Raw genomic sequence first — 13,028 nt, 5'->3', positions numbered from 1 at the left:
TTAAATGCTTCTGGCGCGCGGGCGTCGACCGACATTGTTGCCTTCAATCGGCGGTTTGGCAATGGGGCCACCGGCACCGCATGTTTGGGCGCGGCCATGACCGAAAGTACAATGTTCCGCGTTTGCGACGTGCTGTTTTTTGTCCGATGTGCGGTGTACGAATAATGCACCACCGAAGCGCGAATACCGCGTCGGCAGCGTGGATACCAAGGTTGATACCCAGGGAGGGACCATGTCGGACGTTTCGTTGATGGTGAACGGAAAGCGGGTCAGCGGTGCTGCCGAGGACCGAACACTTCTGGTTCACTTCCTACGGGAAAATCTCGGTCTTACCGGCACGCATGTCGGTTGCGACACCTCGCAATGCGGTGCCTGCGTCGTCCACGTTGATGGCAAGGCGGTCAAATCCTGTACGATGCTTGCGGTGCAGGCCTCCGGCTCCACCGTGTTGACGATCGAGGGCCTGGCCAATGGCGCCGACCTGCATCCGGTGCAGGCCGCCTTCAAGGAACATCACGGGCTGCAGTGCGGCTTCTGCACGCCGGGCATGATCATGACGGCGACCGACATGATCAGCCGCCACCCCGAAGGGCTCGACGAGGCGACGGTGCGCGCCGAGCTCGACGGCAACATCTGCCGCTGTACCGGCTACCACAACATCGTCAAGGCGATCCTCGCCGCATCGACGACGATGAAGGGGTCGAAGGGTAAGGCGAAACAAGCTGCTTAGGCAAGGGAATAAGGGAGTAGGGCAGTAGGGGAGTAGGGCAAAAAGGCCAACGCAACGAGGCCTCTTTTTCCCTACTCCCTTACTCCCCTACTGCCCTACTCCCATAAATTCCGGAGGAATTTCTGATGGGCATTGAAGGTGTTGGCGCTCGGGTCGCGCGCAAGGAAGACAAACGGTTCATCACGGGCGCCGGCCGCTATGTCGACGACATGGTGGTTCCCGGCATGAAGCACGCCGCGTTCGTGCGCAGTCCGCACGCGCATGCGCAGATCAAGAAGATCGATGTGAAGAAGGCCCAGGGCATGCCCGGGGTCATCGGCGTGCTGACCGGCAAGGAACTCAAGGCCGACGGCATCGGCAATCTCATCTGTGGCTGGATGATCCACTCCAAGGACGGCTCGCCGATGAAGATGGGGGCATGGTCGCCACTGGCGTTCGACCGGGTCCGTTATGTCGGCGACGCCGTCGTCATCGTCGTCGCCGAGACCAAGGGGCAGGCGCGTGATGCCGCCGAGGCGGTCGAGATCACCTACAAGGAGTTGAAGGCCGTCGTCGATGCCTCCAAGGCGATGGACAAGGGTGCGCCGCAGATCCACCCCGAAGCCGACAACAATCTGATCTTCGACTGGGACATCGGCAATGCCGACGACACCGCGGCGGCCTTCGGGAAGGCGGCCCATGTCGTCAAGATGGACATCATCAACAACCGGCTGGTGCCCAACGCCATGGAGCCGCGCGCCGCACTTGGCCATTACGACAAGGCCGAGGATCACTATACCTGCTGGACGACCTCGCAGAATCCGCATGTGGCGCGGCTGGTGATGAGCGCCTTCTACAATGTCGCGCCGGAAAACAAGCTGCGCGTGATCGCGCCCGATGTCGGCGGCGGCTTCGGCTCGAAGATCTACATCTATCCCGAAGAGATCGTCTGCCTGTGGGCGTCAAAGAAGACCGGCGTGCCGGTCAAATGGGTGGCCGACCGGACCGAAAGTTTTCTGACCGACGCGCATGGCCGCGACCATCACACCCATGCTGAAATGGCCTTCGACAAGGACCACAGGATCCTCGGCCTGAAGGTGGAAACCCAAGCCAATCTTGGCGCCTATATGTCGCTGTTTTCATCGGCGACGCCGACCTATCTCTATGCGACGCTGCTGTCGGGCCAGTACAACATCCCGGCCATCCACGCCAATGTGAAGGCGATCTACACCAACACCGCGCCCGTCGATGCCTATCGCGGGGCGGGGCGGCCGGAAGCGACCTTCGTCATGGAGCGCATGATGGAGACGGCGGCCCGCCAGTTCGGCGTTTCGCCGGCTGAGCTGCGGCGCAAGAACTTCGTCACAGCGTTTCCGCATCAGACGCCGGTCATCATGTGCTATGACGCCGGCGACTATGCCGCTTCGCTCGATGCGGCAATGCAGGCGTCGGATTATGCCGGCTTCGCCAAGCGCAAGGCCGCCGCCGCCAACAAGGGGTTGCTGCGCGGCATCGGCATGAGCTGCTACATCGAGGCCTGCGGCATCGCGCCGTCTGCGGCCGTCGGCTCGCTCGGCGCCGGTGTCGGCCTTTGGGAATCGGCGGAAGTGCGCGTCAACGCGGTCGGTACGATCGAGGTGCTGACCGGCTCTCACAGCCACGGCCAGGGCCATGAGACGACCTTCGCGCAACTGGTCAATGAGCGCTTCGGCGTGCCGCTCGATTCGGTCTCGATCGTCCATGGCGACACCGACAAGGTGCAGATGGGCATGGGCACCTATGGCTCGCGCTCGGGTGCGGTCGGCATGTCGGCCATCGTCAAGGCGCTCGACAAGGTCGAGGCCAAGGCCAAGAAGATCGCGGCGCACCTGCTCGAGGCCGACGAAGGCGACATCATCATCGAGAACGGCGCGCTGAAGGTGGCCGGCACCGACAAGAACGTGCCGTGGTTCCAGATGGCGCTGGCCGCCTACACTGCCCACAACCTGCCGGGCGGCATGGAGCCCGGGCTCAAGGAGACGGCGTTCTACGATCCGTCGAATTTCACCTTCCCGGCGGGCTGCTATATCTGCGAGGTCGAGGTCGACCCGGAAACCGGCGTCACCGAGATCGTCCAGTTCGTCGCCGCTGACGATTTCGGCAACATCATCAACCCGATGATCGTCGAGGGCCAGGTGCATGGCGGGCTGGCGCAAGGCATTGGCCAGGCACTGCTCGAAGGCGCCTATTACGACAACAGCGGACAATTGCTGACCGCGAGCTACATGGATTACACCATGCCGCGCGCCGGCGATCTGCCGTCGTTCAAGGTCTCGACCTCGAACACGCCTTGCCCGGGCAATCCGTTGGGGATCAAGGGCTGCGGCGAGGCCGGCGCCATCGGCTCACCGCCGGCGGTGATCAACGCCATCACCGATGCCATCGGCAGCAACGATCTTGCCATGCCGGCTTCGCCGTCCACCGTGTGGGCCGCGATCCGCGCGACGAAACATTGAACGCGAATGGCGAATAGGGAGTAGCGAATAGGGGGAGAACGCGATGTTCGCTACTTCCTGTTCGCTCTTTCACCCAGGGGAGAAAGACAAATGTACGCAGTCAACTATCACCGCGCCGCCTCGGTCGCCGATGCCGCCAAGCTGATCAAGACCGGCGACGCCAAGCTGCTTTCGGGCGGCATGACGCTGATCCCGGCGATGAAGACGCGGCTTGCCGCGCCGTCCGACCTTGTCGACCTGTCGCGGATCACGGAGCTGCAGGGCGTCACGGTGTCGGGCAAGACCGTCGCCATCGGCGCCGCCACCACGCATCACGCTGTTGCCAATGACGAGAAGCTGAAGAAGGTCTGTCCGGCGCTTTCTCATCTGGCATCGCTGATCGGTGATCCGGCGGTGCGCCACAAGGGGACGATCGGCGGCTCGATCGCCAACAACGATCCGGCGGCCGATTATCCGGCGGCGCTGCTGGCGCTGGGCGCCACCATCATCACCAACAAGCGCCAGATATCAGCCGACAAATTCTTCAAAGGCCTGTTCGAAACGTCGTTGAAGGATGGCGAAATCGTCACCGCCGTCACCTTCACCGCGCCGGCCAAGGCGGCCTATGAAAAATTCCGCAATCCGGCATCGCGCTACGCCATCGTCGGCGTGTTCGTGGCCAAGGGCAAGGATGGCGTCAGCGTCGCCGTCACCGGTGCCGGCGACGACGGCGTTTTTCGTTCGAAGGAGATCGAGGCAGCATTAGCCGGGAACTTCGCGGCCTCGGCACTCGAAGGGGTAAAAGTGCCGGCGAAGAATTTGATGACCGACATCCATGCCTCGGCCGACTATCGCGCCAATCTGATCGCGGTGATGGCCAAGCGCGCGGTGGCTGCCGCCAACGCCTGATACGGTCAGTTGTGAACACGGGAGAAGGGGTCATGCGGCCCCTTTTCCTTTTTGGGACGACCTGTAGTTGTCCAATTTTGATGGAATCGCCCCCCGCACCAATCGTTTGCCTGAGCAATTTCTTCCGCCGACACTTCACCTGGAACTGCACCGGCGGCAATCTCGCACTTGCACAAATCCATATTGCACTGCAATATGGATTTGGGCGGGAATGCGAGCTGGGTTCGAAATGTACCGTCGTACCCTTCGCATACCTATTGCGAGAGGATCGGCATGACCGACATTTCCGCGACGCATGTCGTTCCGTCCCGATCCGCCGCCGACAGATCAACCAGAACAAGACTGGCCTATCTCGACGGCTGGCGCGGCCTTTCGATCGCGCTGGTGCTGATCGGCCATTTCTTTCCGGTTCCGGGAATCAATCTTGGCGTGCTGGGCGTCGAATTCTTCTTCGTGCTCAGCGGCCGGCTGATGGGCGAGATCCTGTTCATCGAACGCTACCCGCTGAAAAAATTCTTCAAACGCCGCTTCTCCCGCATCTATCCAGCTCTTCTGGTCTTCGTAGTCGTCGCGATGATCGCGCTGGCCGGCACGTTCATCGCCTTCAAATGGAAGGCGGCGCTGACGGCGCTGACATTCACCTACAACTATGCCGGCATTCTCCTGACGCGGGCAGGGGCGCTCGACCATATCTGGTCGCTCTGCATCGAGGAGCACGCCTACATCATCCTGGCGCTGATCAGCGTCATCGTCTCAAGTCGCTCTCGCGTGGTCGTGCTGCTCCTGGCGCTGGCCTTGCTGGCCATGGCCAATGGCGCGGTTTCGTACTGGGTCTTCGGGATGGACTACGAAACCACTTATTGGCGCACCGACGTGCACATCGCGTCGATCCTGCTGTCGGCTTCGATCTGCCTGCTCAAGGCCGATGGCAGGCTGCCTGCGTTTTTGAGAGGCAAGCATGTGGCCCTGGTGGCAACGTTCTGTGCCGTTGTCCTGTTCCTGGATCAGGTGCCGACGCCGATCCACTATCTCTTCGCGGTGCCGCTGCTGGCGCTGGCCGTCAACGCACTCGATTTCAGCCCACGGTATTTTTCCGGATTGCTGTCCTCCTGGCCGATGGCGACGCTGGGCCTGTGGTCGTACTCGCTCTATCTGTGGCAGCAGCCGTTCTACAAATTCGTCTATGAACAAGGCAGCGCGCCGATCCCGATGCTGGCCGGCGTTTTTGCCTGCGCGCTCTGCAGCTACTACCTCATCGAGCGCCCGGCGCGCGAATGGCTCAACCGCAACTGGTGAATGCCGTCGTGCCCGGCCAGATGATCGCGAGTGCAGGTGGAGTGGATCGCGCTTCATAAGCAGACAATCAATTAATTATCTCTAATATAATTTTTTGGAAAGTAATGACCTGCTTTCGATATAGGCCAGTCTCATTAGACATTGGTCTTATGACGGGCATTCCTTATTGCCTCACCGGCTCACCCTCCTAGTTTGTTCGCAGGACACATCTGAGAAGATGGTTCGAAGACGCATCTGGGAGGATGGAATGGACACGACCGGGGAGAGGGCGGGCGGCTGGCTCGACCGCTCACGCACCGTCGCCGAACCTGGCTTCAGCAGGTGGATGGTGCCGCCAGCGGCGCTCTGCATACACCTTTGCATCGGCCAGGCCTATGCGTTCAGCGTTTTCAACCTGCCGATGTCGAAGTTGGTCGGCATCACCGACTCGGCGCCCGACGACTGGAAGCTGACCGGCCTTGGCTGGATTTTCTCGATCGCGATCCTGTTCCTGGGCATTGCGGCGGCGTTCGGCGGCGGCTGGCTGGATCGTGTCGGGCCGCGCAAAGCCATGGTCGCTTCTGCCTGCTGTTTCGGTGGCGGCTTCATTGTCTCGGCGCTCGGCGTCTATCTGCACCAGTTGTGGATCATCTATCTCGGCTACGGCGTGCTGGGCGGCATCGGTCTCGGCCTCGGCTACATCTCGCCGGTCAAGACGCTGATCACCTGGTTTCCGGACCGGCCGGGCATGGCAACCGGCATGGCGATCATGGGCTTCGGCGGCGGCGCCTTCATCGCCTCGCCGCTGTCGGTTTATCTGATGAAGCTGTTTTCGACGCCTGAGCATATCGGCGTCGCTGAAACCTTCCTCGTGCTGGGCATCGTCTATTTCGTCTTCATGCTGATTGGGGCTGTTATCGTCAGGGTGCCGCCGGAGGGCTGGCGGCCCGCCGGATGGACGCCGCCGGCGGCACAGGATGCGATGGTGACGACGTCCAATGTCCATCTCGACGATGCGTTGAAGACGCCGCAGTTCTGGCTGCTTTGGGGTGTGCTGTGCCTTAACGTCACGGCAGGCATTGGCGTGCTCGGGCAAGCCTCGGCCATGAGCCAGGAGATGTTCCCGGGACGCATCTCGCCGGCCGCTGCTGCCGGTTTCGTCGGCCTGTTGTCGATCTTCAACATGCTCGGCCGCTTCTTCTGGGCCTCGACCAGCGATTATATCGGCCGCAAGACAACCTATGCCATCTTCTTCGCGCTGGGCGTCGTCCTCTATGCGGCGGTGCCTTGGACCGGCCAGACCGGCAGCGTCTTCCTGTTCGTGCTGTTCTACGGGATCATCCTCAGCATGTATGGCGGCGGCTTCGCCACCATTCCCGCCTACCTGCGCGACGTCTTCGGCGTGCGTTACGTCGGCGCCATCCACGGCCGATTGCTGACCGCGTGGTCGGTGGCGGGCGTGCTTGGCCCGGTGCTGGTGAATTATATCAGGCAGTCCCAGATCGACAGCGGCGTGGCGAAGGCCGACGCCTACACGGTCACCATGTACATCATGGCCGGCCTGCTGGTCATCGGCCTCCTGCTCAACCTGATGATGCGGCCGGTCAATGCGCGCTTCCACATGAAGACCGAACCAGCGGTGGCTTAGAGCCAGTTCCATCCCGATAGAATCGGGATGGGCTCTATCGTATTGTTTGAGCATGATCTTTTCCGAAACCGGAGCCCAATTTCGGGATCATGCTCTGAGGAGACCGACCATGGCGCAAGACAACGGCAATTCGATCAAACTGACGCTGGCCTGGCTGCTGGTCGGCATCCCGTTGGTCTGGGGGTTCTGGATGACGCTGGTGAGTGCGACAGCCTTGTTCCAGTAGCCCTGTCTTCAGTTCGATCCGCCTGGCCTCAGACGGAGGTTCGTCTGATGTAATAGCGGACCGCTTTCTTGCCGCCATGGATGACGGCGTCGCCGGCCTCAGTGAAGCCAAGGGCGGCGTGAAAGGCATCCGAGGCAGGGTTCGGCGGGGCGGTGTTGACTTCGCAGGTGACCAGATTGTAGCCGGCGCGCTCAACATGGCCGAACAGATCCTGATAGAGCCGGCGGGCATGGCCGCGGCCGCGCGCATGCGCCGCCACGACGACGCGGTCGACATAGACGAAGCGCTTATAGCGCTCGCGGAACCACAGGAAATTCGGGCTGTCGTAGCGGGCGTCCTGGTCGAAGGTCATGATGAAGGCTTCGAGATCGCCGATGCGCCTGGTGTAAAACGCTTCGCCAAGCAGGAAAGACAGCCGCTCAGCCTCCAGCCACGACAGTTCGGCGGCATGCTCGTTGTTGAGCGCCAGGATCGCCGCTTCGTCTGCGGCCGATACACGGGCTATCGGGGCAGGGGTAGAGGTCATGCCTTGGCTGCCGCAATCGTTGCCGCCACCAGCGGTGTGTCGGTCAGCGTGTTGCGATACTCGCGATCGAGATCGGAACCACCCATGCCGACATGGGGATTGCGGTAGTCCATGGCACTCGGCACATCCTTGAGGGCGGCAAAATGCATTTCGGACAGGCCGGTTTTGCTGCGCACTTCGGCAATGTTGTGCAAATCCAGGCCGCCGCAGCCGAGGATGACGATGCGGTCGCCGGCCTGCCGCACCAGATCCGCCAACAGCGGCAAGCCTTCGACGGCAGTGTCACGCTGGCCGCTGGTCAGCACGCGGCCGACCTTGCTGCGGATCAGCGATTCGAGCGCCTCGGCCGGATCGCGCGTCATGTCGAAGGCGCGATGGCAGGTGACGTTCAAGGGGCCAGCGGCTTGTGTCAGTTCGCTCATGCGCGCCTCATCCATGGTGCCATCGGCGTTCAGGCAGCCAAACACCACGCCGGGCACGCCGAGTTCGCGCAGTGCCGAGACATCGGCCAGCATCGAGGCGTATTCGGTCTCACTGTAGAGAAAATCGCCGCCGCGCGGCCGCACCATGACGTGAAACGGCACGCTTGCCTGCTCGATGGCGGCGCGGACCGTGCCGAGGCTCGGCGTGATGCCGCCTTCGATGAGGCTGGCGCATAATTCGACCCGGTCGGCGCCAGCGGCTTGCGCCGCGAGCAGGCCGTCAATGCCTTCGACACAGATTTCGATCAGCGGCAGGCGGAGAGCTTTGGTCAAGGGGCGATCCAGTCCATGATTTCCCGGCCAGCCCTAGCACCGGGCCGGCTGCTGCGAAAGCGCGAACAGCCTTCCGCCTTCGGGCACAGACTTCGCGGTTATTGGCGCAATTCCGTATTCTTGGCGCCTTGCTCGACCTGATCGATCACCAGAAGCTTCACCTCGACATCACCGATATTGGTGGCCTGATGCCACTGGCCGATCATTTCGATGATGAAATCGCCAGCCTTGTAGGTGTTGCTGATGCCGGTCTCGACATTGGTGACCTTCAGCGTGCCGGCCTGGACATAGGCGTAGCGCGGAAAGGGGTGCCTGTGGACCGGCAAGGTCGCGCCCGACGCGATGTCGTAGCTCGAGACCAGCACCTGCACGTTCTTCTGCGGCAGCGTGATCGGCTGGCCGGACGCGGTCGTCGTGCGCGACGCAAGAGGGGTCACGACGACAGGCGTGCCGCTGCTGTCCAGCGCGTGGGCCGGGTTCGCGGAAAAGGCCACCGCGAGCAGCAGTCCGGACATCAAAATTTTTCGCATGATTCGCTCCACCCCGCCGCCAACATCGCGCAGTGACCGCCAGCACGCAAGGCAGCGCCTTGGGCACCCGCTTCAGCGGACCTCGTACGGTGTGGCGGAATTCCCCGCCGAAGAGCATGGCTCGCTGGATCTGCCTGCCGGCCAGAAAATTTTTTACGCCCCTCTTGACGGAAAAAAACACGATTACCAGATCGTTTTCCGTCGAGGCTTCGGCTCGACATATTGGCGTCGCAGCGGCGCTGCGACAGCCTCGTAACCCATGTTGCTTCACGGAGGATATGGCTATGAGAAGCTTTGATTATACCCCTCTTTACCGCACAACGGTCGGCTTCGACCGTCTCTTCGATATGCTCGAGAAAAGCGGGCGCTCCGACTGGCCTCCCTACAATATCGAGAAGATTGGCGAGAACGACTATCGCATTACGATGGCTATCGCCGGCTTCGCTCTCGATGAAGTCGAACTCATACAGAACGGCCCCGAATTGTCTGTCATCGGCCAAAGGAAACCCGACCAGGAAAATCGGGAGGTCCTTCATCGCGGCTTGGCGACGAGCAACTTCAAGCAGGTGTTCAAACTTGCCGATCACGTAAAGGTCAAGGCGGCCAACCTCGAGAATGGCTTGCTGTCGGTGGACCTGATCCGCGAAGTGCCCAAGGAACTCAAGCCTCGGCGCATTGAGATAGGGTCCGAAGCCAAGGCGGTTTCGCTCGAGCAACCCGGCAAGAAGCAGTTGATCGATTCCGATGCGGAGCCTCAGCGCGAGGTCGCCTGATTCCCTGGAACCTAGATCTACGGTCCGCCTCCCGGTTCGGCCGGGAGGCACAGCTCGCGGAGAATGGAGATGAGAACCGAAGCTTACAGTTTTTACCAACCCGAACCGAAAAATCTTGCCGCGGAATCCGCTGAGTTGCGGACGCCAGATGACGTCCTGAACGAGGAGACGATGACAATCGGCGCAAAGCGGGCTTTGCTCGCTTTCTGGGCTTCCGACGTTCATGCGGTTCCTGACAATCCCGCGTTGCGGCAATTGGACAACGGCGCCATCGTGGAAGTCAGCGACATACTTCGCGCCCTCCACCTCCTGGACGAATCCGGGCGGGAACCGCGTATTTCAAAGATGCCGGGCACCGTCAGCCCGTCTTTCGACCGGCGCCGCAGGAAGAGCCGCCTCGGTTGGATGCGGCACCCCTGGCGAGATGACGACGATGATCCGCCGCCAATCCCGGCCATTGCAACGGTACCGCCTGGGCGTGGAGGTGGCGGCATGTTGGCCGAGCCGGAGCATGCAATCGCATGATGACCCGAACCAGCAACAACCCACCGTGCCGAATGGAGGATTACATGAGTGACAGGACGTTCGACCAACCGGTCCTGGTCAAGAATGGCGAGTTCATTCAAGAAATAGGGTGCCTCGACGACGCCTTTGACTTCTTTGACGAGTGGCCAAGGGAAAGGCGGGGTCCGATTTTCGAAACGGCCTTTCGAGCCTGCCAGCGTGCTTACGACGGCCAGGTTCCGCTGACGGTGGCGCGCGATGCCGTCGCCGGCTTCGCAAGATCCGTCAAGATCCTGCAGGACCCGCTTGCTCAGTTCCCTTGGATGGACACAAGGTCAGGTCGCGGTGGGATTACCGCTTAGCCTTGATAAAAGGGGCGGCGCTACCAGGACGGCTGGGCCTGCATCGTCGTTTTCACATCGCTGCAAGGTGAGCTGCCCTACCAGTTCACCTTGTAGCGGGGCGGCTCGATCTTTTGTTCGAACTCCCTGGTGCGGTTTTTGGCGACTGGCTAGGTCAGCCTCGCAACAGTCAACGCTAATATAATGTTCGAAGCGTCGCCACAGGAGGTTCAATGGTTTCCGCTATCGTAAGTCAACATCCGCATGTCCCGGAAAAACAAACGGCAGTGGGGAAGCCGCAAACCGGGGAAGGATTTTCGCCGGGCCGCAGCGCGGACGCCGTGGGACATCTGGCCAAAATCATGGTTGCCGCAGGCGGCGATATGGATGCTGGCGCGCAAGGCCGCGCGGCATCCAAGATCGCCAGGATGGACATCACGGTTCTGGCCGCACCACCCGTAGAAACACCAACAGAGTAAAATATGCTCGTTCGGGCGCCTCCGCGCCGTCATCAGCGGCATGCGCGGCTCTCGCAGATTACGCCACGGCTCTCAGCGGAGGCTCCGCCATCGTCCCCAGGCCGTCGCATTCCGCGCAGGCGCCCGTCTTTCCAGGGCAGCCACCCCGATGGGTTCCCTGCGGGCAGCAGTGCCCGTTTGACGCATACCACTTGGAGCAGTCGAAAACCCTGCCGCTGCCATGACAGCGCGGGCATTCCATATTCGATGAAATCATACTAATTCTTGCCCAACCCAAACGCACTCGCCCAACGTCGCAAGTAACAGGAATAATTGTGCTTTCAAGCACATTGCCCTGACTTAAATTGGGGGGATCGACGGATGGCCGGCATCGATGGCGAGCTATTGTTGCGCCGTAATTACGTTCCTCGTGAAGACCTTGCTCGCCACAAGCCGCGTTGGACATTGGCCGGCAACAATAGGTTGCGCCGCCTTGTCCCGTTCGTTCTCAATGGTGACGGCGACTGCGTCGCCGGGCTTCGCGTCGGCGGCCTGTGTGGCCGTGGACGCGAAGAGGACCGTCTGGGTGATGAGAGCCGAAAACGCGGCAACCTGGACCAGCACGGCGGCGAGGGCGATCTTCTTCAGCATGCGAGAAAACGCTCTTCGATGTTCCCGGTTCCCCACGCATTCAGGTTTTCTGCTCGCTACGGAACAAGAGACCGGCAGGGCGGTTAACTCGATTATGCCGAGCAAGATCAAAGAGCCACCATCGAAGCCCGCACCGGAGAAGATACCTGTGCAACGCCGGGACAAAGAAGTCCCGCCAGAGCTTAAGCATGTCGACCCGCCACCGCGAGATGTGCGAGAGGCACCGGCACCCAACCCGAACGGTGACAAGAGATGAGATCGCCGAGATCGAAGCAAGGCCTTATGCCTGCTCCCGCGAACCGTCCCGATGCCGCGGCGTCATCGACGGCGCTGGACAGCGGGGCCAGGTCAAGTTGAGAATCAACCTGCTGACCGCGATTTTGCAGACATGCCATAGATCAGCCCCTATGGGCGACCTGACCGTCTCAAGGCTTTGAAAAGATTGGCTCCCCGGGCCGGATTCGAACCAGCGACCAACCGGTTAACAGCCGGTTGCTCTACCACTGAGCTACCGGGGAACGGATGCTCTTATGTGAGTGGCGCAGCCTATAGCTGCCCTTTTCGGCTTTGCAAAGAAGCTTTTCACATTTTTCCGAGGCTTTTTCGCGCAGGCGTTTCTCGCAATCGTCGAAGGAAGCCCTCATATTAGCCGTCTTGGCGGGGATATGGAACCGAAAGCGCGGCGGCTGCTTTGGTTCAAGCATGCTTGCGAACAATCAAACGGGTCAATCTTTCGAGACGATGACAGCACAAGACAACCAGATGCCGGCGCGGAAAATCTCCGTTTTCGGGCGCGAGTTCAAAATGCCGCGCTCGCGCGGGCTCAGAATCACGATCGGCATCCTGCTGACCGTTGGCGGCGTCCTCGGTTTCCTGCCGATCCTCGGCTTCTGGATGGTTCCGCTCGGATTGCTGGTGCTGTCCTATGAATTCGCCATGGTTCGCCGTCACCGGCGTCGCTTTGTCGTCTGGTGGGAACGGCGTCGCCGGCCCGATTGACCGCCGATAGCGCAAGGCGGGTGTTCAGCGGGCGGCGTGCTCTTCCAGCGCCTCACGGATCTGCTTGAGAATCGCCGCGGCCGAGGCAAGCCTTGCCCTGTCATGCGGCGACAGGCTGTCCGCACCTTCGATGGACAGACGGTCGATTGCGTAATGCAGAGGCTCTCCGCATTGTGGCAGGGACAGGCCGGACGAGGCACTTGTATTTGCTGCCACTGTCCGGTGCATGGCTCTTCCTCCTGCCATGTCC

General features: G+C 61.2%; 16 protein-coding genes and 1 tRNA gene. 11 read left to right on the top strand and 6 right to left on the bottom strand.

The genetic code is table 11. The annotated features are described in order from the left end of the window. Positions 1-232: 232 nt before the first annotated feature. The 6 genes from NKH97_RS06930 to NKH97_RS33295 all read left to right on the top strand — a co-directional run bounded on the left by NKH97_RS06930 (position 233) and on the right by NKH97_RS33295 (position 7,241). On the top strand, positions 233-730 hold the full coding sequence (locus tag NKH97_RS06930; RefSeq protein ID WP_023812222.1) for a (2Fe-2S)-binding protein: 498 nt from the start codon (positions 233-235) through the stop codon (positions 728-730). Positions 731-855: 125 nt separating this feature from the next. Further along, on the top strand, positions 856-3,204 hold the full coding sequence (locus NKH97_RS06925; RefSeq protein ID WP_023812221.1) for a xanthine dehydrogenase family protein molybdopterin-binding subunit: 2,349 nt from the start codon (positions 856-858) through the stop codon (positions 3,202-3,204). A gap of 90 nt (positions 3,205-3,294) precedes the next feature. After that, positions 3,295-4,092: an FAD binding domain-containing protein gene (locus tag NKH97_RS06920; RefSeq protein ID WP_023812220.1), complete on the top strand. Its 798-nt coding sequence runs from the start codon at positions 3,295-3,297 to the stop codon at positions 4,090-4,092. A gap of 273 nt (positions 4,093-4,365) precedes the next feature. Continuing rightward, positions 4,366-5,388, top strand: coding sequence for an acyltransferase family protein (locus tag NKH97_RS06915; RefSeq protein ID WP_023812219.1), 1,023 nt, complete (start codon positions 4,366-4,368; stop codon positions 5,386-5,388). Between the two features lie 247 nt (positions 5,389-5,635). Beyond that, a complete protein-coding gene (locus NKH97_RS06910; protein ID WP_352795844.1) occupies positions 5,636-7,015 on the top strand; it encodes an L-lactate MFS transporter in 1,380 nt (459 codons plus the stop codon). 109 nt (positions 7,016-7,124) lie between these two features. Continuing rightward, positions 7,125-7,241 carry an MFS transporter small subunit gene (locus NKH97_RS33295; protein ID WP_128304000.1) on the top strand — a complete coding sequence of 39 codons (117 nt, stop codon included), beginning with the start codon at positions 7,125-7,127 and terminating at the stop codon, positions 7,239-7,241. A gap of 28 nt (positions 7,242-7,269) precedes the next feature. Here NKH97_RS33295 and NKH97_RS06905 read toward each other — a convergent pair whose 3' ends face one another. From NKH97_RS06905 to NKH97_RS06895, 3 genes are all read right to left on the bottom strand, one after another. Further along, on the bottom strand, positions 7,270-7,767 hold the full coding sequence (locus NKH97_RS06905) for a GNAT family N-acetyltransferase (protein ID WP_023812216.1): 498 nt from the start codon (positions 7,765-7,767) through the stop codon (positions 7,270-7,272). Further along, the gene (locus tag NKH97_RS06900; RefSeq protein WP_023812215.1) at positions 7,764-8,522 is read right to left on the bottom strand and encodes a copper homeostasis protein CutC; all 759 of its coding nucleotides are present in this window, start codon (positions 8,520-8,522) and stop codon (positions 7,764-7,766) included. Before NKH97_RS06900 ends, NKH97_RS06905 begins: the two co-directional genes overlap by 4 nt. A 98-nt stretch (positions 8,523-8,620) precedes the next feature. Continuing rightward, positions 8,621-9,052: a cupin domain-containing protein gene (locus NKH97_RS06895; protein WP_023812214.1), complete on the bottom strand. Its 432-nt coding sequence runs from the start codon at positions 9,050-9,052 to the stop codon at positions 8,621-8,623. Positions 9,053-9,336: 284 nt separating this feature from the next. Here NKH97_RS06895 and NKH97_RS06890 point away from each other — a divergent pair, with 284 nt between their 5' ends. From NKH97_RS06890 to NKH97_RS06875, 4 genes are all read left to right on the top strand, one after another. Next, positions 9,337-9,825 carry an Hsp20 family protein gene (locus tag NKH97_RS06890; protein WP_023812212.1) on the top strand — a complete coding sequence of 163 codons (489 nt, stop codon included), beginning with the start codon at positions 9,337-9,339 and terminating at the stop codon, positions 9,823-9,825. Positions 9,826-9,894: 69 nt separating this feature from the next. Further along, complete coding sequence (locus tag NKH97_RS06885; RefSeq protein ID WP_023812211.1) at positions 9,895-10,350, top strand: hypothetical protein; 456 nt, start codon at positions 9,895-9,897, stop codon at positions 10,348-10,350. 44 nt (positions 10,351-10,394) lie between these two features. After that, on the top strand, positions 10,395-10,691 hold the full coding sequence (locus tag NKH97_RS06880) for a DUF982 domain-containing protein (RefSeq protein ID WP_023812210.1): 297 nt from the start codon (positions 10,395-10,397) through the stop codon (positions 10,689-10,691). 212 nt (positions 10,692-10,903) lie between these two features. Beyond that, positions 10,904-11,149 (top strand): hypothetical protein, encoded by a 246-nt coding sequence (locus tag NKH97_RS06875; RefSeq protein WP_023812209.1) that lies wholly within the window; start codon positions 10,904-10,906, stop codon positions 11,147-11,149. A gap of 381 nt (positions 11,150-11,530) precedes the next feature. Here the strand turns inward: NKH97_RS06875 and NKH97_RS06870 are convergent, their stop codons facing one another. Beyond that, entirely contained in the window at positions 11,531-11,779 is a 249-nt protein-coding gene (locus tag NKH97_RS06870) for a hypothetical protein (protein WP_023812208.1), read from the bottom strand. Positions 11,780-12,222: 443 nt separating this feature from the next. Then, positions 12,223-12,297 (bottom strand) — tRNA-Asn (locus tag NKH97_RS06865). Between the two features lie 223 nt (positions 12,298-12,520). On the opposite strand from NKH97_RS06865, the gene NKH97_RS06860 reads away from it, so the two are divergent. Next, on the top strand, positions 12,521-12,778 hold the full coding sequence (locus NKH97_RS06860; RefSeq protein ID WP_023812207.1) for a hypothetical protein: 258 nt from the start codon (positions 12,521-12,523) through the stop codon (positions 12,776-12,778). A gap of 24 nt (positions 12,779-12,802) precedes the next feature. Here NKH97_RS06860 and NKH97_RS06855 read toward each other — a convergent pair whose 3' ends face one another. Next, the gene (locus tag NKH97_RS06855; protein WP_128304002.1) at positions 12,803-13,006 is read right to left on the bottom strand and encodes a hypothetical protein; all 204 of its coding nucleotides are present in this window, start codon (positions 13,004-13,006) and stop codon (positions 12,803-12,805) included. Between the last annotated feature and the right edge of the window lie 22 nt (positions 13,007-13,028).

Source organism: Mesorhizobium sp. M0870 (assembly GCF_040319775.1).
Lineage (GTDB): Bacteria > Pseudomonadota > Alphaproteobacteria > Rhizobiales > Rhizobiaceae > Mesorhizobium.
The sequence above is the reverse complement of the archived record's forward strand: the minus strand, read 5'-3'. Positions and strand labels throughout refer to the sequence as shown.